Below are 23,982 nucleotides of genomic sequence, written 5' to 3'. Positions count from 1 at the left end.
GATAATATTTTTTTAAGTTTGAGTATGGCAAAAGGTAAATTTGAGCAATCGCTAGAAGATGGTGCTCACCAGAAACTAAAAGATATTGTTGGCAGTTGGAAAGGAACAGCTAAAACCTGGTTCGAAAGCGATGTATTAGCAGATGAGTCTCCTGCCGAAGCTGAAATAACTTCGATTTTGGATGGGCGTTTCATTTCATACGATTATCAAAGTAGTTTAAACGGAAAGCCTTTGGAAGGTAAGATGATTATTGGTTTTGATATTCCATACCAGAAATTTACCTTCAGTTGGATCGATAGTTTCCACATGGGTACACAGATTATGCAAGCTACGGGTGAAGCGACAGAAAAAGGCTTTTCTATTTTAGGTTCATGGGGAAACCCCGAATATGGCGACCAACTTTTTGGCTGGCGTACAGAACTGGAAATTGTTAGTGCAGATGAAATTGTTTTTTCTGCTTATAATATTATGCCAGGAGAGGAAGAGGCGAAAGCAATTGAGGCGGTATACAAACGCATTTAACCTCGCAGGTTTTTAAAACCAGCGAGGTTTTTCCATTTAAAACAGTGATGGAGGATTTGAATTAGCCATTACCGAAATTTTTAATTCTGTTCCGACAGCTTTATTCAACTTTTCTGTAAAATAAGCTGAAAATAATGGTGATGAAAGCTCAACATTCTGGTGTACGAAAAAATAAAGATTTTCAAGCCCCTGCTTTTTCCATTCCACAATTCTACCTATCCAGTCGTCTAAGCGTTTTTTGTCAATCACATCATCATTTGCCCCAACAAAACGTACAAAAGCGGTTGGTGTTGTCAACCTCATGTGCAGCATGTCTCTTCTACCAGCGGTATCAACAATGATATTGGCCACTTTATTATCTTCGAAAAGTGTAGCAAACTCGCCGGCAATAGTCGGGTTAGAAAACCACTCTGCATTTCTCACTTCAACACCTAACGGAATCACTTTTGGAAACTCTTTCACTACAATTTTCAGTCGCTCGAAGTCTTTCGGTTTAAAGTTATCATGCAGTTGAAGAAAAGCCATGCCCAGTTTGTCTTCAAAGTTACTGATCGCATCAGCGAATTGTTCAACAGGTTCTTTAACGTTAATTAGCCTTTTAAAATGACTCACCGTGTTGGTTAATTTAGGGAAGAATTTAAAGTCAGCAGGTGTTTTTTCCTTCCAGGTAATCACCTGTTCACTGCTTGGCATTCCATAAAATGTGGCGTTTAATTCAATCGAATTGAATTGTGTAGCATAATAGATTAACTCATCTTTTGTTCCCTTCGGATAAAATCCTTTTAAATCTGCTTTATTCCATTTGGCGCAACCCACATAAGCCTGAAAATTTTGTTGAGGTTTATTTGTTGCTAAGATTCCTGCTGTTTCAGGGGCATCTGCGGGGAGGGTGAAATCTATAATCGAAGGGTCGTCTACTTTACCGAATTGCATATTAATCTTTATTTATTTCAAATATATCTAAATCTCCATAGATAAGTTGATGGATAGCATCAAAAATTTTAGCTCTTAATTTTTGGTAAAGAACCTTATTGGAACAATTCCCAAAAGCTAAGAAAATCAACTTGGGTGGAGTGCCTTTCCATGCAACTAGGTCACGAAAATCAATATCCTTTGAAATAATTATTACCTTACTTCTATTTTGAGCTAGATGGTAGATTTCGAGATCTGATGTATTGGCAAGCTTAAGAAAGTGAAATGAAATACATTTGATTTTGATTTCATCCATTAGCCATTTTGAAATTATGGGAGATATATTTTCATCTATACAGAATTCCCAATCATTCGCAGATGTATTCATCCCTAAGTTGTTTCGCACTAAAAAGCAACGCCGCCTTTATGTCATCAACTTCGAGGATGGGATGCTCCTCTAAAATTTGTTCGTGTGTCATTCCTGACGATAAAAGTTCGATAATATCGATAACTGTAAATCGATTACCTCTAATTGTTGGCTTTCCGCCCATTAGTCCAGGGATGAATGTAATTCTTTCCAATAATTTACTTTCCCCACTTTTCATAAATAAATATACAAAATATTAGGACACAAAAAAAGCACCAAGTATAAACTCGGTGCCATTTACAGAAATTTTTGTTCGTTGCGGTAAATTTAATAACCCAGTATCTTCAAAACCTGCTTGCTATTCTGTTCTTCACCAAAAACTTCGAAGTTGAAGCTTTCATCTCGGTTTCTGCGAATAAGCACATGTTTCGGACTAGGCAACAAACAATGATGTATACCGCCGTAACCGCTTAATACCTCTTGATAAGCTCCGGTGTGAAAGAAACCAAGGTATTGAACTTTACGTGTTTTCGGCATAAATACACTGTTCATGTGCGCCTCCTGATTATAATAATCCTGTCCGTCGCAAGTGATGCCGCCTAAGTTAACACGCTCATATTCAGCATCCCAGTTGTTAATTGGCAGCAAAATGTACTTTTGGTTTAATGCCCAAACATCTGGTAAATTGGTAATGAAAGAACCATCCAACATCAACCAGCGCTCACGATCATTTTGTTGTTTTCTACCTAAAACTTTGTATAAAATTCCGGATGCTTCTGCAACCGTGTATTTACCAAATTCAGTAATAATATCGGGTTCCATCACATCATGAATGGCACAAATTTCTTTAATCCTTTTTACAATTTCGTTTACCATGTACTCGTAATCGAAATCGAAAACCAAGGAATCTTTAAATGGCATACCGCCACCAATATCCAGGGTATCTAAGTCAGGATTAATCTTTTTAAACTTGCAGTAAAGCGTTACATACTTCTCTAGTTCGTTCCAGTAATATGGCGAATCCGTGATACCCGAATTAATGAAGAAGTGCAACAACTTCACACGGAAATTAGGATTATGAACGATTTTGTTGTTGTAAAAATCGATAATATCTTCCATCCGCACCCCTAAACGCGAAGTATAAAACTGCGAATCAGGCTGCTCTTCAGCTGCTATACGGATACCAAGATTACATGGGGTATCAATGTCAACCTCATCATCAAATAGGTTAAATTCCTCCTTATTATCTAGAACGGGGATGATATTGGTATAACCATCATGCAACATATCAATAATATATTGCTTGTACTGGTAAGTTTTAAAACCGTTGCAAATAATGGTTGTATCCTTAGTTAAATGACCTTTTTTCTCCAAAGCATCAACCATAGGCATATCAAATGCAGATGAAGTTTCAAGGTGAATATTATTCTTCAATGCCTCCTCTACAATGTGGCGGAAATGCGAACTTTTTGTACAGTAGCAATACTTGTAATCGCCGCGATAATTGTTTTTTAAAATGGCAGTTTGGAAAAGAATTTTCGCTTGCTGAATCTTCTTAGTTACCATTGGTAAGTAGGTGAAACGTAGGGGAGTACCGTAGGTTTCAATCATTTCCATCAGGTTTAAATCCTGAAAATATAATTCATCATCTATCACATCAAAGCCTTCTTGTGGAAAGCCAACGCTTAGATCGAGAAATTCTGAGTAACTCTGCATTTACTTTTAAATAATTTTTGCAAAAATGTAATTTTAAATCGAGAATTAATCCATATTAAAAATATTTTTACTGTAGAGAAACGCTTTAGTTTTACACAGAATATTTCGGCAGTGAGTTTCTAAAATACTTTCGAGCAATGTGTAAGGTTATTTTCCATAAGTGCTCATATTTTCCCGCAGATTGAGAGGATTTACGCAAATTTTAAGTCATTTAATTTGAGAGAATTAGTTTAAATCTTCGAGAGAAAGCTTTTTCCGACTTGGAAAGCAAAACCTTATATAATTTTAATGTTAGTCCCGCTTTCCGTTTTATTTTCCCGATAGAAGAATCGGGATTCATGTTCACTTCAATCAGGTTTAGTACTAATCCGATTGTACAGCTATTCACGTCCAAAGGTACCTTGTCAAGGAAAATTAAGGTATTAATCTCAGTATTGTACCATATTGCTTTTCCTTTATTTCAGTATCAGACAGAATTTCAAAATCGAACTTCATCTGATCCGTGCTAACCTTTAAATTTTTGCCGTTAATCTTATACGTTCCCCTATAAATTATATCCCCACCTGTTGCAATATCAACTACACCATCAGGTTTTAATGTTACTCCCCAGCCTCCATCATAAGGATTTGAAGGGTCAGGTTTGAAACCCACTTCCGCAAACCGCTTCTCTTCATTTATTGTTAACTGATCCTTTTTGCAGCCACAGAAAAATATAGATAACGTTAAGATGAAAGCTGCGATGGGTAATATAGTGATTGAGAAAAATTTAGACTTCATGATTTTAGGTTTAATTCATAATCAAAACGATCACTGTCGTGTGAATGCTACATTCTTTGCGAGATTAATTTTAAGTGCCATGGAATCAACAAATTGAAATTATTTACATTTATTTTAAAGTAATTCTAATTTTCATTCGTCTCTACTCCTGAAAACCTAAAATTTTACTTAAGAAATTACCCTATGATCTCGATTTTTAAAACGAATATTCAAACAGGAGTTGAACTCAATAAAATCGCCCAGCATTTAAACAACTTACTTTCTGGAGCAACCTGGAGTGTTGATCTATTAGACGCTGATAAAATCCTTAGAATAGATTCAAGTGTTGATAAAATTGGGGATGCGGTTTCTTTACTTACCAAATTCGGTTACAATTGCGAAAACCTGCAAAACTTTTATGCCCCACCCGTTTGGTAATAATTAATCAGCCATTACCTTTTCTGTGTGATCAAATAAGCTGTAATCCATAACCGTTTTGCCGGCCTCGTTGTGGTAATGCATAATCTTAAATTTTGCATTCCATTCAATATCTTCATCCTGATAGCTGGTACGGGTATGGATTGTTTGCGCAAACGTATCGTCGAATGCCCTTAAAATCACAAAAATTTCCACTTCGGCTAATTTTAGTTCATCTAAATTTTTTTCGAAAATGGGGCTGTCTTCATTTATAGGATGTACCAAAGTCCAGTTCAACGAAAGAAAAGCAATTTTACTGCGCTCCAGTTCTAATGGATAAAAGCTACGTTTGAGTTTTCCATCAACGGTTTCGTTAAAAGTCATAAACATTTCCACCTCAACATCTATTAAAGAATTTTTTCTGAGGTTGGCAAGCCGACACATTAAACCTAGGCCGTTTTGGTAAGGTGCGATAACCATTTTTTTACTAAAAGTTACCTTGGAAGTAGGCCTACTGAAACGGCCATAGAGCAATCCGGTAGCCAGTGCGAAAGCCAACAAGCCCAACATACTTTCGAAAGCAGCCAGAACGCTGGTAATAAAACCTTGCGGAGAAATGTGGCCATAACCAACGGTAGAAATGGTTTGTGCGGAAAAGAAAAAAGCATCAAAGAATTGATCTCGAAGGGTTTTGCCATTTGCTCCATTCAAATTTTCGATTCCAATAACGTTGTAAGCAACAGCGAATAAAGTATTTACAATAAGGTAGGCAATGAGTATCACCAGAAAAAAACGAGGCCAACTCATGGTAACTAACCGAGTATACGTATCATCAAATTTAAACCAGGGTAAGCCTGTACGTTCAATATTCGGAGTGCCATCGGTATTTAGAACGCGTTGATTTTTGATTACGGGGCTCGAGCCGAAACCCAAATCATCATTAAACTGTACTTTTCGCTTAAAAAATGCCATAGATTGTTAAAAAGATTTTGGAAATATAAAAAAGTATATCAATATTTGTTCTATATAAACATGATAATTAAAAACTTAAATAACAATTGGTGGTGGCATAACGAAATTCGTTAGGCAAATTCTGTTGTTATATATTTTAAAATATTTTATAAACGATGAAAAGGATTGCCCAAAAAGCAATCCTTTTTTTATGGGCTGTCGTCATGCTGAGTTTATTTCGGCATCTGGTAAAAATGATTCTGAACCAAGTTCAGAACGACGAACGAGGGAAATAATAAAAATGAAAAAAATCTTAAATCATTTATTCGAAAATAAAAGTTTCAGTAGGGAAGAGGCAAAAAATATACTCATTTCCATTACACAGGGGGAATTTAATTCTTCGCAAATTGCCGCTTTTATTACTGCTTATGCCATGCGTAATATCACTGTTGATGAGCTTCAGGGTTTCCGCGATGCCATGCTGGATTTGGGCATTAAAACAGATTTTTCTGATTATGAATTAATTGATCTTTGCGGTACCGGTGGAGATGGAAAAGACACTTTTAACATTTCCACCCTTTCCTCTTTCGTGGTGGCTGGTGCAGGACATAAAGTAGCAAAGCATGGTAATTATGGCGTTTCTTCAGGTTGTGGTTCATCAAACGTAATGGAATATCTGGGTTATAATTTTACCAATGATCAGGATATTTTGAAACGGAACCTTGATGCCGCTGGAATATGTTTTTTACACGCTCCTTTATTTAACCCGGCAATGAAAATTGTGGCACCGATACGGAAAGATTTGGGCATCAAAACCTTCTTTAATATGCTGGGACCAATGGTTAATCCATCACAACCAAAATATCAAATGGTTGGGGTTTTCAGTTTGGAACTTGCCCGTTTGTATAATTATTTATATCAGGATACTACCAAAAATTACACGATTGTGCATGCGCTTGAGGGATACGACGAGATCTCGCTCACTTGCGATGTGAAAACTTTCAATAACAAAGGTGAAAGTATTTTGACCTTAAGCGATATGGGTTTTGAAAAGGTTGCAGTAAATGACATCAAGGGTGGAGATACGGTAGGATCATCTGCAAAAATATTTATGAATGTACTTAATGGTGAGGCTACTGATGTACAAAACAATGTAGTGCTCTGCAACTCAGCATTAGCCATCAAAACAATCAAACCAATCGCCAGCTTTGCAGATTGTTTTTACGAAGCCGAAGAATCATTGGTAAGCAAAAAGGCGTTGGAAAGTTTTAAAAAATTGGTAGCTTGATGAGAAGTTTAAAGCTAAAGGTTTGCGGGATGAAGTTTGGAGCGAACATTGCTTCTGTCGCTGCGTTACAACCAGATTATTTGGGCTTCATATTTTATGATCAGTCGCCGAGATTTATTTCTGATGTTTCTGCCGAATTGATAAAATATGTGCCTCATCAAATTAAAACTGTTGGCGTTTTTGTAAACGAAGATTTGGAGGTTGTTAAGAAAAAAGTAAATCTTTATCAGTTAAAAGCTGTTCAGTTACATGGCAATGAATCGGTTGAATACTGTAACGAATTGAAACAGTCATTTAATAGTTTGGAAGTAATTAAAGCTTTTGGCGTAGAGGAGGAGTTTGATTTTTCTGTTTTAGATGTTTATGAAAATGTAGTTGATTTCTTTTTGTTCGATACAAAAACAAAAGCGCATGGTGGTTCAGGGAAAACTTTCGACTGGAAGATTTTGGAGAATTATAAATTAAATAAGCCTTATTTTTTAAGTGGAGGAATAGATTTAGAACATGCAGCAGCGATATCAAAAATTGAGAATTCGAGATTATATGCGTTAGACATTAATAGTCGGTTTGAAATTGAGGCAGGAGTTAAGGATGTACAGAAAATTGGAGAGTTTTTTGCAAAACTCGGTCATTAGTTTTCCTTATGCTATCCGTTTGGAGTGGAAAGGGAGTAGAATTTGATTATATTTTGTCCTAGCCGGACGGGCTCTTCTCTTTTTGATGTCAAAAAGAAACAAAAAACACGGGCTGAAAATCTCACTATTAAAGTTAGAGGTTTGGCTTGGATAATGCATTTCGAAAATTTGTTAGGCCGGATTAGAGTGAAACGGAGATGGAGTGGCAAGGCTTTGCAGAATGGAATAATAAGTGGCTAAGAAATAAAAGATTGAAAGTTCACTACCGTCGGTTTTAAGCGACGCAATATTGATTAAAGATATTATGAAATACAAAGTAAACGAAAAAGGATATTACGGAGATTTTGGTGGAGCATACATTCCGGAAATGCTCTATCCAAACGTGGAAGAATTGCGTCAAAACTACTTGAAAATTATTGATGATGCCGATTTTCAAAAGGAATTTCATCAACTTATGAAGGATTATGTAGGTCGCCCTTCGCCATTGTATTTGGCAAATCGTTTATCAGCAAGATATGGGGCGAATATTTTCTTAAAAAGAGAAGACCTAAATCATACTGGTGCACACAAAATCAACAACACAATAGGTCAAATTCTTCTGGCAGAAAAGCTTGGAAAAAAGCGAATCATCGCCGAAACAGGTGCTGGTCAGCATGGCGTGGCAACCGCTACCGTATGTGCCCTGCGTAATTTGGAATGTGTAATTTATATGGGCGAAGTAGACATTGAGCGGCAGGCACCAAACGTTGCCCGGATGAAAATGTTGGGCGCTAAAGTGGTACCGGCAAGTTCTGGAAGTAAGACACTTAAAGATGCCACTAACGAGGCGATGCGAGACTGGATCAACAATCCGGTTGATACCCATTATATTATCGGTTCGGTGGTTGGGCCACATCCTTACCCAGATATGGTTGCCATTTTCCAGTCTATTATCTCTGAGGAAACTAAAAAACAATTGATCGAGCAAACTGGAAACGATCAACCAGATTATGTTTTGGCTTGTGTTGGTGGTGGAAGTAATGCCATGGGTATGTTTTATCATTTTATGGAAGATGAAAATGTGAAATTAATTGCTGTTGAAGCGGCTGGAAAAGGTGTTTCAAGTGGTTTTTCTGCAGCAACTACTTATCTTGGAAAAGAAGGAGTTTTACATGGAAGCCGGAGTATTTTAATGCAAACAGATGATGGACAGGTGGTGGAGCCGCATTCGGTTTCTGCTGGTTTGGATTATCCGGGAATTGGTCCGCAACATGCCCATTTATTCAAAACTGGCCGCGGGAAATACGTTTCCATTACCGATGAGGAAAGTTTGGATGCTGGCTTGTTGTTAACACAATTGGAGGGAATAATACCCGCAATAGAAAGCGCACATGCATTAGCCTATTTAGAAAAAATGGAATTTAAAGGTGGCGAAAATGTGGTGGTTTGCTTATCAGGACGGGGCGATAAGGACTTAGATACTTACATTAAATATTTTAAATTATAAAGATAAGTCGTCATTGCGAGGTACGAAGCAATCTTAATGCTTTGGATTTATTAACCTTGCTATCGTTTTAGGATTGCTTCGTGCCTCGCAACGACGAAAAGTTGAAAACAATGAACAGAATCAAACAACTCTTCGAAGAGAAAAAAAATATATTGTCAATTTATTATACCGCTGGTTTCCCAAATATTGGCGATACGATTAAAATTGCTGAAGCTTTAGAAAAATCTGGTGCTGATATGCTAGAGATCGGATTCCCATATTCAGATCCTGTTGCTGATGGTCCGGTAATTCAGGCCAGTAGTAAAAAGTCGCTAGATCAAGGCATGAACTTAAAGCTGCTCTTTGAGCAACTTAAGGATTTGCGCAAAAGCGTAACTATTCCTGTTTTACTCATGGGATATGTAAATCCGGTTTTGCAATTCGGTGTAAAAAACTTTTGTAAAGCTTGTGCTGAAGTAGGAGTAGATGGCTGCATTGTACCCGATTTGCCGATGGTAGAATACGAAGAATTTTACAAAGGCTGTTTCGAAGAACACAATCTGAGCAACGTATTTTTGATTACTCCACAAACCGCTGATGAGCGTATCCATAAAATTGATGGCTTAACAAACGGTTTCATTTACCTGCTTTCTTCTTCAGCAACAACTGGTAAAAACCTCGAAGTAGGCAATACCACGGAAAATTACTTCAGCAGAATTAAGAATATGAATTTAAAACATCCAACCATGATTGGATTTGGGATTAGCGATAAGCAAACTTTTGATAAAGCCTGTTCTTATGCAAATGGGGCAATAATTGGTACCGCTTTCGTAAAAGCTATCGAGAATGGGAATATCGAAGAGAATGTAAGTGAGTTTATGAAGAAGTTTAAATCTTAAGGTCGTGACCGTAAAGCAAATTTCGTCATTGCGAGGCACGAAACAATCCCCAGTTCTGGTCGTAGCGTCTCGCTACGATCTTTTGTTTTTTTGTCCTGGCCGGAATGGCTTTTTTTGTTGATTCTAAAAGGAAAAAAACATCGACTGAAAATACCTCACCCCGCCCTCTCCTGAAAGAGAAGGAGCTGTTCGTGAAATTTAGGCTATATTGAAGAAAACGGAGATGATGTGGTGGGGCTTAGTTGGATATGAAGTTGTGCGAGTAAATTTTATAAATCGTCATTTTAACCGTAGCAGAGAACTCTTTTAGATGAGTTGGTACAAGATTCAAAGATTTTTCCATTGTGCTGCGTTTCATTCGAATTGACGGCTTTTTGTGTTTTTATCTTATCCAATCTTCATAACTCATTTCAAACTTTACTTCCCCTTTATTTACCATCCCGACATTTTTCCAGCCTTGTTTTTCGTAAAACTTTTCGGCTCTGGTGTTCGGTGCGGTTCCTAGCCAAACCATTTTTTTTGTTTGGTTGAAGTACCAATCCATCATCAATCGATGGAGCGCTTTGCCGATTCCCTTTTCTTCAAATTCTGGCATTACGAATAAAGCCCAGATATTGTTCTCCTTCAAATCAACGATAGAGAAGCCTACTATATTTCCATCAATTTCGCAGACCCATCCTCGGCCACGTTGGGTTAAAAATTCCTCACAATCTGCATCGGTGACGAGTAAAGGGTCAGACAAGGTGTTCTCCTTAACGGAATGTCGAACGATTTGGATTTTAGCGATATCGGATATTTCTGCCTGGCGGTAAATCATAAAACTAAAATATTGAATTTTTTTTTATAAATCGTCCTTTAGATTTGTATCAGTATCTTATTTAGGGGTTAATTGAATTTTACAATTAGTTTAGCTTTGAATAAAATATTTAAAAGATTACCTAATCGGTAGCGGCACATTAATGGTTCGTCAAGGTTTTATACCTATGAAATGATGCAATCCGCTACCGATTTTCTCCCTTGGTGACCAGATAACAATTAGGGCAGTACCCATTATTAAGGACTTGGATCGATGGGTTGGAAATTAGGTAACCGTTACAAACATAAAAAATAACATGATGATTAGCACCACAAAATTCTTTATCGGTATTGATGTTTCGAAACCCTACTTTGATGCTTCTCTGATGGCGGTGGTTAATCATTTAAAGCAGCCCGTTGAGACTGCCCGCTTTGACAACAATGCCACAGGGACCAAGACCTTTGACAAATGGCTTAAAAACCATAAGGTAACCTTTGATGAGCAGTCTCTTGTTGTCATTGAAAACACGGGAATCTATCACCGTCTGATTTGGTCTTTCTGCAGTAGGAAACACCTGCCCATCCACATTGGCAATGCGGCACATATCAAGTGGAGCTTTGGCATAGCCAGGGGAAAGAATGATAAGATAGACAGCCTCCGTTTATGTAATTATGCCTACAGGGAATCGGACACCTTAACTGCTATAGCGCCTTTGAGCCCCGTTCTGCTACACCTTAAAGACTTTATCTCTGCCAGGACAAAACTGCTCAAACAGATCACAAGCCTGGGGGTTTCCATTAAGGAACTGGGAAACGTAAATGAGAAACCACATCAGAAACTGATTGAGAGATCACTAAGATCAGCCATTGATGGCATAGCTAAATCCATCAGCAATATTGAGACCGAAATCAAGAAAATAATTGAAGAGAACAAAGCTTTCAAAAGCAATTATAAATTGCTGCTCAGCATCCCGGGAATAGGACATGTAACTGCTGTATATCTTATCGGTTGCACGGCTAACTTTGCAGGTAGCCCCAGCGGAAAACAACTAGCCTGCTATGCAGGCGTAGCGCCGTTTGAGCACAGCAGTTGCATAAGCATAAAAGGTAAGACAAGGTTTCATAGAATGGCCAACAAGGAACTCAAAAGATTGTTGCATCTGTGCGCCCTATCTGCTATTCAACACAACCTAGAAATCAAAAACTACGACAACAGAAAAAAGGATGAGGGAAAGCATGGCATGAGTATTTTAAATGCAATTAGAAACAAAATAGTGCTTAGGGTCGCGGCGGTTGTCAAAAACCAGATGCCTTTTAAAAATAACCATAAAATAGCAGCATAAAACTTGTATTTATCATAACAATCATTTCGAGCGCAGTGGAGAAATCTTTGTCTTAGTGGTTGGTATCTTACCATCCACGTGTTTATGATCGTTTCGGTTGATGAGACACCAATGCTATTAACTTAGCGTTATAAGTATTTGATATTCAAATATTTATGGCTATATTTGAATATCAAAACAACAGTAATAAGATGAGTATAATTTCTTCAAATCACAAAAGGGAGCAACATAAAGTGGCTCCTAAAAAAAACATTTGATTTCATTCAGGATAAAAATAATTTTTCTCAATATCTTAAAGAGCCAATCTTTTTTACGCGCAAGCGAAGTTTAAGCTTTCCAGTTGTGGTTTCTACAATATTGAATCTTTTTAAAGAATCTGTAGAGTACAACATTTTTACAATTTTGCCCAGTATATCATCAAAAGTGGTTACAGGAGCAGCCTTTTCTAAGGCTCGATATAAAATATCCCTTTCTTTTTTCAAGGATCTCAACGAGATACTGGCAGATCATCACAAATATCATCCATCACAACTTTGGAGGGGATATCAATTGATTGCCGGTGATGGCTCTACAGTTGGGCTACCACCTTCCCGACAGATAAAAGATTTTTTTGGAATATATTCACAAAAAGGTGAAAGTATAAAGAGTTGCCTGGCACAGATTTTTATGTTTTATGATGTTTTTAGTGGCGCAATTCTTTCCAAAAGGATATCAAAGATGGAGAACGTAGAGAGAACACTTTTTAATGCATGCCTTGAAGAACTACCATCCCGTAAATCCGTAGTTATTTTAGACCGGGGATTCGGATATTTTCATATTTTCAAAAAACTTTGCACACTCAAACAGGATTTCTGTATTCGTATAAGCAGTGCGCAGTCCTGTTTTGCAAAACGGATAGTTCAGGAGTGCGAAAATGATTTTATAACAGAGTGGCACCCCAGTCCAAAAGAAATGGAATCCTGCTTAAAGCATGGGTTAGATACTAAAACAATTACGGTCAGGGTTACCAAAATCGAGTTAAATACTGGGGAGATCGAAATTCTCGTATCCTCTTTATTAGACATGAATGATGTATGCACAGTGAATATGAAAGCTCTTTATGGGCAGAGATGGCCAGTAGAAGAAGGTTTTAAGAAATTAAAACCAAAGATGAAATTAGAACAGTTTGGTACTCGGAAACCCGATGGAATATTCCAGGAGTTTGAAGCCCATGTATTCATGATGAATCTGGTTGCATTATTTGGTATCCAGGCACAGCAGAAAATCGATAAGAACAAGAAACGAAAACTAAAATATAAATACAATTGGCAAAATGCTTACAGGTTTGTCAGAAAAGCAATTATTCAAATACTAAATACAGAACACCCGGAAGATATAATTCAATCTCTTATTAAGCTAATAGCATCATCTAAAATACCTATAAAACCGGACAGAAGCTTTCCTAGAATAACATTTAAAAAAAGAAAAAACAGAACGCATCAGACATATAAATAGCTTAAGTTAATAGCATTGGATGAGACACCAACCGATGGAAAAAAGTATTAAATTCATTTTCATTGTCATCATTTCGACCCTAGTGAAGGAACTTTAAAGCAAGTTTGGCATGATTCAAAGATTTCTCAATTGCGCTGCGCTTCATTCGAAATGACGATGAGTTGCTTTCCAAAAAGAAAAACGTCTGCTTGTCACGATTTTTGTGAGTCACCAAAATCTGTCTACAATATTAATTACTTCTAGAATCCTTGTTTAAACTATCTGCAGGTAATAGTTACCATGTCCAAATTTCATTTGACAATTCAATGATTGTCAATTTCTGAAATGGTTCTACATTTGCTTAACGGTGTTAGATTATTTACACTTAATAAATTCCAGTCATGGGAAGCAAAGAAAGAATTTTACGTTTAAAAGAAGAAACCAGAACCAGTATTCTGGATGCAGCCTTGAACATTGTTCAAACGGAAGGGTGGCAGGCTTTAAGTATGCGTAAAATTGCCGACCAGATTGAGTATACAGCGCCGATCATTTATGAATATTTTCCAAATAAAGAAGGTATTTTGCTGGAATTAACAAGAAGAGGTTATCAGATTTTGGGCAAAGCGATTCGTGAAGCCCGTGATGATCACGAAAAGCCTGAAGATAAAATGGAAGCCATGTGGGTAGCCTATTGGAACTTTGCTTTTTCACACAAAGAATTTTACCAGTTAATGTATGGTGTGGATATGGTTTGTTGCACAGTGAAAAATTCTATGCAAGAAGCTGAACAAGTTTCTGCCATGCTAGGTGATGTGATTGAATCTTTATTTACAAACAAACCAGTATCTGAAGATGATATCTGCATGAAGTACTATACCTACTGGTCTATCATTCACGGGTTAATCTCAATCAATCTAGTACGCCCAAATGGTAGAACAACTGACGATCTTAACCAACAAATTTTAAAAGACGCCATCAAAGGTATCACGCTATCTATTAACAGTTAAAAATTTTTTAATCTATCATTTAACACTGTTAGATTATTTATACACTTTAAATCCATAATAAATTATATTTCATATGAATGCTATCCATCGCCTATTTATTTTACTTAACACTGTTAAACAGTTTAATAATGTTAAGTCAGTGTTAATTTTATTTACACTCTCTGTAGCTTTAGTAAGTTGTAAATCATCGCCTGACCAAGCTGCAGCTGCACCACCACCGCCTGTTTTGCCTGTTAGTATGGTCAATGAAAGCACAGAAACAACTTTCATCGAATACCCAGCATCTATTCAGGGAGCGGTTGATATTGATGTTAGACCACAAGTTAGCGGTTATTTACAAAGCGTGTTGGTTAACGAAGGAGCCTTTGTTTCAGCTGGGCAAACGCTTTTTAAGATCAATGAAAACCCATACCGTGAAGCACTGAACAATGCAAAAGCAAGTTTGCATGCAGCGGAAGCTGCCATTCTTAATGCACAATTGGAAGTTGATAAGCTAACACCACTTGTTCAGAATAAGGTTGTTTCTGAGTTTCAGTTAAAAACAGCTAAAACAGCCTATAAAATTGCCCAGGCAAATGCCGAGCAAGCTAGAGCAAGTGTCGCTTCAGCCAAAATTAACCTGGGTTATACCAATGTTAAGGCAACGGTTAGTGGCTACATCGGCCGCATACCTAAAAAGCAAGGAAGTTTGGTCTCGCCAACCGATCAAACTGCTTTAACTCAATTATCTGATATCCACGAAGTGCATGTTTACTTCGCACTTGCAGAAAACGATTTCAACAGTTTCAATACAAATTATCCAGGTAAATCTCCTGCAGATAGAATCAAACATCTTCCGGCTGTTGAGTTGGTTCTTGCCGACAATTCTATCTATCCGATCAAAGGAAAGATTGATATGATTGATGGTCAGTTTGATAAAAACACTGGTGCAATTACATTAAGAGCAAGTTTTCCAAATGCCAGCGGAACTTTACGTTCGGGAAATACAGGCAAACTTCGCCTTGGTTTGAAACACGATGATGCCATTCTAATTCCTCAGTCGGCTACTGTAGAAATGCAGGATAAAGTTTTTGTATTCGCTTTGAACAAAGGCAACAAGGTGAGCAAAATGCCTATCACTGTTATCGGTAAAAGTGGAAACAACTACCTGATCAAAGACGGCGTAAAATCTGGCGACCAAATCGTGCTAAGTGGCTTAGATCGTTTGCAGGAAGGACAGGTGATTACCCCTGAAAAAGCTACTGATAAAGCAGCGAGCTTAAAGAAATAGTTGGGAGTTTGAGGTCTTGAGTTTGGAGGAAAATTCCTTGATTTCGAGACTAAAAAACTTAAAGCATACAATAAGAACAAAAAATAAATAAAAAACAATGTTCAAGATATTTATACAAAGGCCGGTACTGGCAACCGTAATCTCCATTTTATTGGTGATATTAGGTGTACTTGGTCTTACGAAGTTGCCTTTGCAACAATTCCCTGATATTGCGCCGCCATCGGTTTTGGTTACAGCTGTATATCCGGGTGCGAATGCCGAAACGGTTTTACGTTCGGTTGCACCATCGCTAGAAGAATCCATCAATGGGGTAGAAAACATGACTTATATGAGTTCTACTGCAAGTAACGATGGTTCGTTAGCCATTACCGTTTTCTTTAAATTAGGTACAAATGCAGATCAGGCTGCGGTAAATGTTCAAAACCGTGTGGCCCAGGCTACGAGTCAGTTGCCGACCGAAGTGGTACAACAAGGGGTAACCACGGCAAAACAGCAAAACAGTTTCATCATGGCCATTGGTTTATACACCGATGATGAGAAGAAATATGATCAGACTTTCATTGCCAACTATGCCCAAATCAACATCATCCCGGAGATCAAACGTATCCCTGGAGTAGGTTCGGCCGCTATTTTTGGTGGAGTAAAAGATTATTCGATGCGGGTTTGGTTAAATCCAACCCAAATGGCTACTTACCAGGTTACGCCAAATGAAATCATGAAAGCCATTCAGGATAAAAGTTTGGAGGCAGCTCCAGGTAAATTTGGCGAAAAAAGTAAAGAGGTTTTCGAGTATGTAATTAAGTATAAAGGTAAACTAACTAAACCCGAAGAATATGAAAATATAGCTATACGTGCAAATGCCGATGGTTCTGTTTTGCACCTGAAAGATGTAGCGAGGATAGAACTTGGGGCTTATTCTTACAACAGTATTACCCGCATCAACGGTAAAAAAGCGATCGTAATGGGCATTATCCAGTTGGCGGGGTCCAACTCGAACGATATTCAGGTTGCGATTAACAAGCTGATGGATAAACAGGAAAAAAGTTTTCCAGCCGGAATTAAAAAGAATATTTTCTACAGTACAAAAGTTTCTTTAGATCAATCTATTGAGCAGGTAGAGCATACTCTTGTTGAAGCCTTTATATTGGTATTTATCGTGGTATTCCTGTTTCTGCAAGATTTCCGCTCAACCCTGATCCCAGCTATTGCTGTTCCAGTAGCCATTTTAGGTACTTTCTTTTTTATGCAGTTGTTTGGATTCTCCATCAATCTGTTAACACTTTTCGCCCTCATTCTGGCCATTGGTATTGTGGTTGATGATGCGATTGTCGTGGTGGAAGCAGTGCATGCGAAGATGGAGCACAAGCATTTAGGTCCGAAAGCGGCAACCCATGAAGCGATGCATGAAATTACCGGTGCCATCATTTCCATTACTTTGGTTATGGCTGCGGTATTTCTACCTGTCGGTTTTATGGAAGGTTCAACAGGCGTATTTTACAGGCAGTTTGCCTTTACCATGGCCATCGCCATTGTAATTTCTGCAGTAAATGCGTTGACTTTAAGTCCGGCACTAGCGGCCTTGTTTCTAAAAGACAATCATTCCACACCTAGTGACAAGCCAGCTGTTAAACCAAACTTCAAGCAAAGGTTTTTCAACGGGTTTAACCACAGTTTTAACTCCTTAACTAACCGTTACGTTGGCGGATTAAAGTTTTTGGTTCGACACAAATGGTTGAGCATGGGTGGTTTAGCGTTAATTACATTGGCGACGGTTTTTATGGTTAAAACTACTCCTGCGGGCTTTATTCCAACCGAAGATCAAGGTTTTATTGCCATTGCAGTAAACACGCCTTCGGGAACTTCATTGGATGGAACGCAGAAAGTAATGACACAAGCAGAGGATTTGTTGAGCAAGCTTGATGCCTCAAGAGATGTTACCGCCATTTCCGGCTTCAACCTTTTAACCAATTCTACCAGTCCATCATCGGCTGTAGTGTTTGTACTCTTGAAACCAAATGAAGAACGGGGTGCTGTAAAAAATATTGAAGAGATTATGAACCAGGTTCGTGGTCAATTAGGTGCCATCTCTGGTGGAAGTTTCTTTGTATTCAGTTTCCCAACTGTACCAGGATTTAGTAATGTGGAAGCGCTGGATATGGTGCTTCAGGATAAAACAGGTGGTAAACTGGATAAGTTTAGTGGCATTTCGCAAGAGTTTATTGGCGAGTTGATGAAACGTCCGGAGATTGCGGTAGCTTTTACGAGTTTTAAGGCAGATTATCCACAATTACAACTGGATATTAATGATGAAAAAGCCGATCAGCTGGGCGTGAATGTGAAAGATATTCTGCAAACGATGCAAACCTATTTCGGTAGTGCACAGGCTTCAGACTTTAACCGCTTTGGTAAATATTATCGTGTTGTTGTTCAGGCTGATGTTCAGGACAGGGCAGACCCATCGACCATTGACAGGGTATTTGTGAAAAGTAACCGGGGCGAAATGGTACCGATTAACACGCTGGTGAAATTGAGCCGTATTTATGGTTCTGAAACCGCGTCGAGATATAATTTGTTCAACTCTATCTCTATCAATGCCATTCCAAAACCAGGCTATAGTTCAGGACAAGCAATTAAAGCCATTGAAGAAGTTGCGGAGAAACAATTGCCTGCCGGTTACAGCTACGAATTTTCAGGACAAACCCGTGAAGAGATTTCTTCAGGCGGACAATCTACCGTGATATTCTTACTGTGTCTGGTATTTATTTACTTCCTGCTTTCGGCACAGTATGAGAGTTATATCTTACCATTGGCGGTAATTTTATCTATTCCTGCCGGAATATTCGGGGTATTTGTTGCGATTGGTTTAACGGGAATCCAAAATAACATTTATGTACAGGTAGCATTGATTATGTTGATTGGATTGCTCGCCAAAAATGCAATTTTAATTGTGGAGTTTGGTGTTCAACGAAGGAGGGCAGGACAGCCCTTGGTGGCTGCGGCTTTAGAGGCTGCAAAATCGAGGCTCCGTCCGATCATTATGACTTCCCTGGCTTTCATTGTTGGTTTGATACCGATGATGGGGGCAACTGGCCCATCGGCGCAGGGTAACCATTCGATTAGTATCGGGGCTGCCGGAGGTATGGTTTCGGGGGTATTTTTAGGTTTGTTTATCATTCCTGTACTCTTTGTCATCTTCCAGGCCATCCAGGAAAAATTTTCAAAAAAATCACAAGAGGAGGTTCCACATTATTATGAAGAAGCTCCTATAAATCATGAATTATATGAAACGGTTTAATATTCTTACCATCCTGCTCCTTGCTTTAATCTGGAGCGGATGTTCAGTTTCCAAAGATGTATCCTTGCCAAATCTTGTGCCGGGGTTATTTAGAAACGCCATACAAAAAGACTCTTCGAGTGTTGGAGATTTGCCTTTAAAAAACTTCATCAACGACCTTACGGTTCAAAATTTAATTGATACCGCTTTGGTTAAAAATGTTGATATGCAACTTGCTTTGAAAAACATCGATGCTGCAGAAGTTTTGTTCAAACAGTCGAAGTTGGGTTATTTACCAGAATTGAAGTTGCAGGTTGCCGCGAGTTCCAGCCGCCCATCTGATAATAGTTTGAACGGCTTAAGTTTGAACCAGTTTACTGGCTCAACTCATATTGAAGACTATACGGCCAACCTTGGCGTACTTTGGGAAGCCGATATCTGGGGTAAAATCCGCAATCAAAAAGCTGGCGCTTTAGCCAGTTTTTTGCAAACCGAAGAAGCCCGTAAAGCAGTTCAAACCAGATTGGTAGCCAATGTTGCACAAGGCTATTATAATTTGTTGATGTTGGATGCGCAACTGGAAATCGCCAGGAAAAATTTAAAGCTAAACGATAGCACTTTGCGGATTATCAATTTACAGTTTGATGCCGGGCAAGTTACTTCGCTTGCTATTCAGCAGGCAGAGGCGCAGCAGTTAAATGCAGCGCAACTGATTCCAAGATTGGAGCAAAATGTTACTTTACAGGAGAATGCGCTGAGTGTTTTAATCGGCATCTTGCCAAAGGCAATAGATCGTACGAGCCGTTTGGATAAAATGGCTATTCCACAGGATTTGAATGCGGGCTTTCCTTCCTCACTGTTAAGTCGCAGACCCGATATTAAATCTGCAGAGCTGGCGCTGAATGTAGCCAATGCCAAGGTTGGGGTGGCTACTGCAAGTTTATATCCTTCTTTAGTGATCAGCGCAAGTGGTGGGGTTAATTCTTTCAAAGCAAGCAACTGGTTTAGCATGCCGGCATCATTATTCGGGTTAGTTTCCGGAGGAATTACGCAGCCGATTTTCCAACGGGGACAGCTGAAATCTAACCTGGCACTGGCAAAGATTGACCGCGAAAAAACGGTTATTCAATTCCGCCAGTCGGTGATTAATGCGGTAGGTGAGGTTTCTGATGAGTTAACAAAAGTAGAAAAGTTAAAAACACAATACAGCATTGCTGCCAAGAGGGCACAAACGCTACAGCAGGCTTCGAAAAATGCAAGCTTATTGTTTAAAAGCGGTATGGCCAACTACCTGGAGGTAATTACTGCCCAGGGAAATTTGTTGCAAAGCGAACTGGAGTTGACCACCATTAAAACAGAGCAGTTAAATGCCGTGGTGGGTTTGTATAGAAGTTTAGGCGGAGGCTGGAATTAGCCCCCATCTGCCCTGCGGGCACCTTCCCCCTGAAAGGGGAAGCATAGCATGATGGAAAGGGCGGTGTGCAATAGGGTTGTTATGTTTGTTATAATCCTATTAAGAAATGCGAATGCTCAATGTTTTTAATTACTCTTTCCTAATATAAATAAAAAGCACAGAGAATCTTGTTTAGTGTGATCAGTTCTCTGTGTTTTTTTTTGTGAAATCTGAGTTTCCTCTGTGGTTAATGTTCTAAACTGTACCCACATTTCCTTAACCAAACCATTGCTTCATCTGCAGAATGGAAGAATTCAATTTGTGAAGTTTTTTCTTCGTTATCGACACTTTTTTGTGCTGATAATTGGCTAAATACACTGGCTGAGAAAATCCAAGCGAAGAATTGCAGGCCTGCTAGTTCCATTAATGGCAGCCAGGTTTCTGCGGCCCAATCAGATGCCTCAGACCAGGTTCCTAAAACGAGGCGATTGTCGTTAAATACTTTTGAACGAGGATTCGCTTTTAAATATTCAATCATTAATGCGCCTCCATGTTTAACAGATCGCATGTCTTGATGGCCCACCCATTCCACGTACATGATGTCATCATTTTCGGGGCAGGAGATGGTCAGGTATCGATCTTTATAATGATCTGTAGTTCTCATTTCGGGCACAATCGGTCGGCTAGGGTCTAAAGGTAATTTAAAGGAGAAAACGGAACCCTTCCCTAGCTCGCTTTCTATCCAAAAACTTCCACCATGACGTTTGATGATTTCTGCAGAAATAAAAAGGCCTAAACCCAAACCATCGAAACGGGCAGAAGAATTGTCAGCCCGATAATAACGATCGAATAATTTACCCAGATGCACTGTTTCGATGCCTATCCCAAAATCCGTTACGGAAACGATCACATTTCCATCCTTTAAGGCCGTGGTAACCACCACGCGATCTGCATCAGGCGAATATTTTACCGCGTTGGAGAGGAAATTTTGCACCACTTGTTCTAAGCGGTAATGATCGCCCTCAAACTGAAGATCGAGCTGGTTATCCAGGATGATCTGGTGATTGGGCGAAAGTTGCTGCATTGCGGTGATGGCTTCCTGTAACATCAGCGAAAAGTTGAAACTTTCGATGTTCAAGAGCATTTTTCCCGCATTGATTTTACTCACATCCAGGAGATCTTTAATCAATTTTTCGAGCCTGCTCAACTGGCCTTCCGTACGCAAAAGGTAGGCTTTAATGGCTTCGTCTTCCACTTTGCGAAGCAACATCTGGTTATAGCCTTTTATGGAAGTGAGCGGCGTTTTGAGTTCGTGGCTAGCAATGGAAATAAATTCATCCTTACGGAATTCGATGTTTTTGTGGTCTTGTATATTGGTATTGGTTCCCACCCAAAAGTTGGGTTTACCTTCGCGTTTTACCAGTACGGCCCTTGCCAGGTGCCAATAATAGTGGCCGTCGGCAAATCGCAACCGGAACTCTGTGGTATATTCTTTTTCTGTTTTGAGCGATTCGTGCCAAATATGTAAGCTTTCGGAAAGATCTTCGGGATGTAGAAAGGATTCCCAACCGCTTTGGATGATGGTGGATTGTTCATGGCCGAAATCACGGCAAATGGTATCGTTCACATAATCGATCATGCCCTCAGCGTCTGCTTTCCAAACCTGTTGCGGAAGCGCATTCAGGAGGAGCAGTGAGGTGAGGTCGTCCCCATTTGGATTGAAGTTTTCGGGGAATTTTTGCGCCTCATCCGGTGCATCACCAATGTTTTTCATCTTCAAATTTAGCGAAAGGGCTAAAAATAAATGCTTCTTAAAGTAAAAAAAATGTGGTGTGGAGATAAATCAATATTTTAATGCAGGTAGTGTATTTATGCTTCTGATCTGGTTTTGCAAACTTGGACCTGTTTAATATTTTCCGAAGAATGCATTGGGTTCATTGAGCGAAAGTGCCGGAGGAAATGCGAAAAAATTACCCTTTACCCACGTTATCCTATTTAAATAGCCTTATTTTTGCGGTTAGAAAAAGGAAACATGAATAATCAAGATACCATTATTGCGTTATCTACCCCATCAGGATCGGGCGCCATTGGCGTGATCCGTTTATCTGGACCGGATGCTATTGAACTTACTAATGCTGTTTTTGCCGGTAAGAACCTGGCGGAACAGGCTTCACATACTTTGCATTTTGGTTTAATTAAAGATGGCGATCATATTGTTGATGAGGTGGTGGCCGGGTTATTTGTTGCGCCAAAATCGTATACCAAAGAAAATGTGGTGGAAATATCCTGCCATGGTTCCAATTATATTATTCAGCAAATTATTAATCTGTTGATTGCCAAAGGTGCAAGAGCAGCCAAACCTGGCGAATTCACTTTGCGGGCATTTTTGAACGGGGCTTTTGATCTCAGTCAGGCAGAGGCCGTGGCCGATTTGATTGCCTCGAACTCGAAAGCATCACATGATGTAGCCATGCAACAGATGCGTGGAGGTTTTGCCAATGAGTTGAAAGCTTTGCGGGAACAATTGATTCATTTTGCTTCAATGATTGAGCTTGAGCTGGATTTTGCTGAAGAGGATGTAGAATTTGCCAACCGGGAACAGCTGACGAATTTAGTAAATAAAATCAATCATGTTTTGAGGCGCTTGATTTCTTCGTTCGAGATGGGGAATGTAATCAAAAATGGTGTTCCGATTGTGATTGCCGGCAAACCTAATGTAGGTAAATCGACCCTTTTGAATGCCTTACTGAATGAAGAACGGGCTATTGTTTCTGACATCGCAGGTACCACCCGAGATACTATTGAAGATGAACTGACGATAGGGGGCATTGTTTTCCGCTTTATTGATACCGCCGGCATCCGGGATACTGCCGACATCATTGAGGCTTTGGGCGTAGAGCGGACGCTGGAGAAAATGAAGCAGGCGAAGCTGATTATTTATATGGCCGATGCTGCCCAAAGCATCGCTGAAATTGAGGAGCAGGTGAGGGGACTCAGCCAATTGGAAATTCCCTATCTGGTTCTGGTTAATAAAGCAGATTTAATCATCCCTGATCAACGAAAAGCCTATGGAGATATAAATGTTGTTTTCATTTCAGCTAAAGAAAAGCAAGGAATAGACGAGTTGAAAAACACCTTGTTGGAGCAGGTTAATCTGCATCATATTAACACGAGTGAAACTTTAGTGACTAATATCCGCCATGTAGAAGCTTTAAAACAAACCGAAAATGCTTTGCAACGTGTACTGGCTAATGTAGATAATCCGGTTACGTCTGACTTTTTAGCGATGGATATTAAACAAGCTTTACACTATCTGGGGGAAATTACGGGTACAGTTACTACCGACGACTTACTGGAGAATATTTTTACCAAGTTTTGTATTGGGAAATAAATACCATTTCTTTTAGTTTTCTTTAGTTTCTTTTATTTGACTATCAAGTATTTAAGTCAAATAGTTCTTTTCTTTATTATACCTTATTGCTATATTCGTTACACTTAA

21 protein-coding genes are annotated in these 23,982 nt (G+C 39.0%); 13 read left to right on the top strand and 8 right to left on the bottom strand.

Annotated features, from left to right (window positions below):
* Positions 1-24 precede the first annotated feature (24 nt).
* The gene (locus AC3ITD_RS10340; RefSeq protein WP_489366251.1) at positions 25-522 is read left to right on the top strand and encodes a DUF1579 domain-containing protein; all 498 of its coding nucleotides are present in this window, start codon (positions 25-27) and stop codon (positions 520-522) included.
* Positions 523-558: 36 nt separating this feature from the next.
* On the opposite strand, the gene AC3ITD_RS10335 is transcribed toward AC3ITD_RS10340, so the two are convergent.
* From AC3ITD_RS10335 to AC3ITD_RS10315, 5 genes are all read right to left on the bottom strand, one after another.
* Entirely contained in the window at positions 559-1,455 is an 897-nt protein-coding gene (locus tag AC3ITD_RS10335) for a DUF72 domain-containing protein (RefSeq protein ID WP_265800337.1), read from the bottom strand.
* 1 nt (position 1,456) lies between these two features.
* Positions 1,457-1,822 carry a DUF5615 family PIN-like protein gene (locus AC3ITD_RS10330; protein ID WP_489366248.1) on the bottom strand — a complete coding sequence of 122 codons (366 nt, stop codon included), beginning with the start codon at positions 1,820-1,822 and terminating at the stop codon, positions 1,457-1,459.
* Positions 1,803-2,039, bottom strand: coding sequence for a DUF433 domain-containing protein (locus AC3ITD_RS10325; protein WP_489366246.1), 237 nt, complete (start codon positions 2,037-2,039; stop codon positions 1,803-1,805). Before AC3ITD_RS10325 ends, AC3ITD_RS10330 begins: the two co-directional genes overlap by 20 nt.
* A gap of 89 nt (positions 2,040-2,128) precedes the next feature.
* The gene (locus AC3ITD_RS10320) at positions 2,129-3,517 is read right to left on the bottom strand and encodes an arginine decarboxylase (RefSeq protein ID WP_056850254.1); all 1,389 of its coding nucleotides are present in this window, start codon (positions 3,515-3,517) and stop codon (positions 2,129-2,131) included.
* 414 nt (positions 3,518-3,931) lie between these two features.
* Positions 3,932-4,294, bottom strand: coding sequence for a hypothetical protein (locus AC3ITD_RS10315; RefSeq protein ID WP_489366244.1), 363 nt, complete (start codon positions 4,292-4,294; stop codon positions 3,932-3,934).
* Between the two features lie 183 nt (positions 4,295-4,477).
* On the opposite strand from AC3ITD_RS10315, the gene AC3ITD_RS10310 reads away from it, so the two are divergent.
* Positions 4,478-4,711 (top strand): hypothetical protein, encoded by a 234-nt coding sequence (locus tag AC3ITD_RS10310; RefSeq protein WP_489366242.1) that lies wholly within the window; start codon positions 4,478-4,480, stop codon positions 4,709-4,711.
* Positions 4,712-4,714: 3 nt separating this feature from the next.
* Here the strand turns inward: AC3ITD_RS10310 and AC3ITD_RS10305 are convergent, their stop codons facing one another.
* Complete coding sequence (locus AC3ITD_RS10305) at positions 4,715-5,662, bottom strand: ion channel (protein ID WP_489366240.1); 948 nt, start codon at positions 5,660-5,662, stop codon at positions 4,715-4,717.
* A gap of 280 nt (positions 5,663-5,942) precedes the next feature.
* Here AC3ITD_RS10305 and trpD point away from each other — a divergent pair, with 280 nt between their 5' ends.
* The 4 genes from trpD to trpA all read left to right on the top strand — a co-directional run bounded on the left by trpD (position 5,943) and on the right by trpA (position 9,928).
* Complete coding sequence (gene trpD / locus AC3ITD_RS10300) at positions 5,943-6,929, top strand: anthranilate phosphoribosyltransferase (protein WP_489366238.1); 987 nt, start codon at positions 5,943-5,945, stop codon at positions 6,927-6,929.
* On the top strand, positions 6,929-7,564 hold the full coding sequence (locus AC3ITD_RS10295) for a phosphoribosylanthranilate isomerase (protein WP_489366236.1): 636 nt from the start codon (positions 6,929-6,931) through the stop codon (positions 7,562-7,564). Before trpD ends, AC3ITD_RS10295 begins: the two co-directional genes overlap by 1 nt.
* A 304-nt stretch (positions 7,565-7,868) precedes the next feature.
* On the top strand, positions 7,869-9,050 hold the full coding sequence (trpB, locus tag AC3ITD_RS10290) for a tryptophan synthase subunit beta (RefSeq protein ID WP_265802095.1): 1,182 nt from the start codon (positions 7,869-7,871) through the stop codon (positions 9,048-9,050).
* Positions 9,051-9,160: 110 nt separating this feature from the next.
* Positions 9,161-9,928 (top strand): tryptophan synthase subunit alpha, encoded by a 768-nt coding sequence (gene trpA, locus AC3ITD_RS10285; protein WP_489366234.1) that lies wholly within the window; start codon positions 9,161-9,163, stop codon positions 9,926-9,928.
* Positions 9,929-10,310: 382 nt separating this feature from the next.
* Here the strand turns inward: trpA and AC3ITD_RS10280 are convergent, their stop codons facing one another.
* Complete coding sequence (locus tag AC3ITD_RS10280) at positions 10,311-10,745, bottom strand: GNAT family N-acetyltransferase (RefSeq protein WP_489366232.1); 435 nt, start codon at positions 10,743-10,745, stop codon at positions 10,311-10,313.
* A gap of 295 nt (positions 10,746-11,040) precedes the next feature.
* On the opposite strand from AC3ITD_RS10280, the gene AC3ITD_RS10275 reads away from it, so the two are divergent.
* The 6 genes from AC3ITD_RS10275 to AC3ITD_RS10250 all read left to right on the top strand — a co-directional run bounded on the left by AC3ITD_RS10275 (position 11,041) and on the right by AC3ITD_RS10250 (position 20,504).
* On the top strand, positions 11,041-12,066 hold the full coding sequence (locus AC3ITD_RS10275; protein WP_489366230.1) for an IS110 family RNA-guided transposase: 1,026 nt from the start codon (positions 11,041-11,043) through the stop codon (positions 12,064-12,066).
* A gap of 210 nt (positions 12,067-12,276) precedes the next feature.
* Entirely contained in the window at positions 12,277-13,560 is a 1,284-nt protein-coding gene (locus AC3ITD_RS10270; protein WP_489366659.1) for an IS4 family transposase, read from the top strand.
* Between the two features lie 380 nt (positions 13,561-13,940).
* Complete coding sequence (locus AC3ITD_RS10265; protein ID WP_265802044.1) at positions 13,941-14,546, top strand: TetR/AcrR family transcriptional regulator; 606 nt, start codon at positions 13,941-13,943, stop codon at positions 14,544-14,546.
* Positions 14,547-14,619: 73 nt separating this feature from the next.
* Complete coding sequence (locus AC3ITD_RS10260; protein WP_489366227.1) at positions 14,620-15,816, top strand: efflux RND transporter periplasmic adaptor subunit; 1,197 nt, start codon at positions 14,620-14,622, stop codon at positions 15,814-15,816.
* A gap of 97 nt (positions 15,817-15,913) precedes the next feature.
* Entirely contained in the window at positions 15,914-19,111 is a 3,198-nt protein-coding gene (locus AC3ITD_RS10255; protein ID WP_265802040.1) for an efflux RND transporter permease subunit, read from the top strand.
* Entirely contained in the window at positions 19,098-20,504 is a 1,407-nt protein-coding gene (locus AC3ITD_RS10250) for a TolC family protein (RefSeq protein WP_489366225.1), read from the top strand. Before AC3ITD_RS10255 ends, AC3ITD_RS10250 begins: the two co-directional genes overlap by 14 nt.
* Positions 20,505-20,730: 226 nt before the next feature.
* Here AC3ITD_RS10250 and AC3ITD_RS10245 read toward each other — a convergent pair whose 3' ends face one another.
* Positions 20,731-22,257 carry a sensor histidine kinase gene (locus tag AC3ITD_RS10245; protein WP_265802037.1) on the bottom strand — a complete coding sequence of 509 codons (1,527 nt, stop codon included), beginning with the start codon at positions 22,255-22,257 and terminating at the stop codon, positions 20,731-20,733.
* 258 nt (positions 22,258-22,515) lie between these two features.
* On the opposite strand from AC3ITD_RS10245, the gene mnmE reads away from it, so the two are divergent.
* Positions 22,516-23,874, top strand: coding sequence for a tRNA uridine-5-carboxymethylaminomethyl(34) synthesis GTPase MnmE (gene mnmE, locus AC3ITD_RS10240; protein ID WP_265802035.1), 1,359 nt, complete (start codon positions 22,516-22,518; stop codon positions 23,872-23,874).
* Positions 23,875-23,982 lie beyond the last annotated feature (108 nt).

The sequence above is a fragment of the Pedobacter sp. KH_004 genome, from assembly GCF_057840755.1.
Note: the sequence above shows the minus strand (reverse complement) of the source record. Positions and strands in the feature narration are given on the sequence as shown.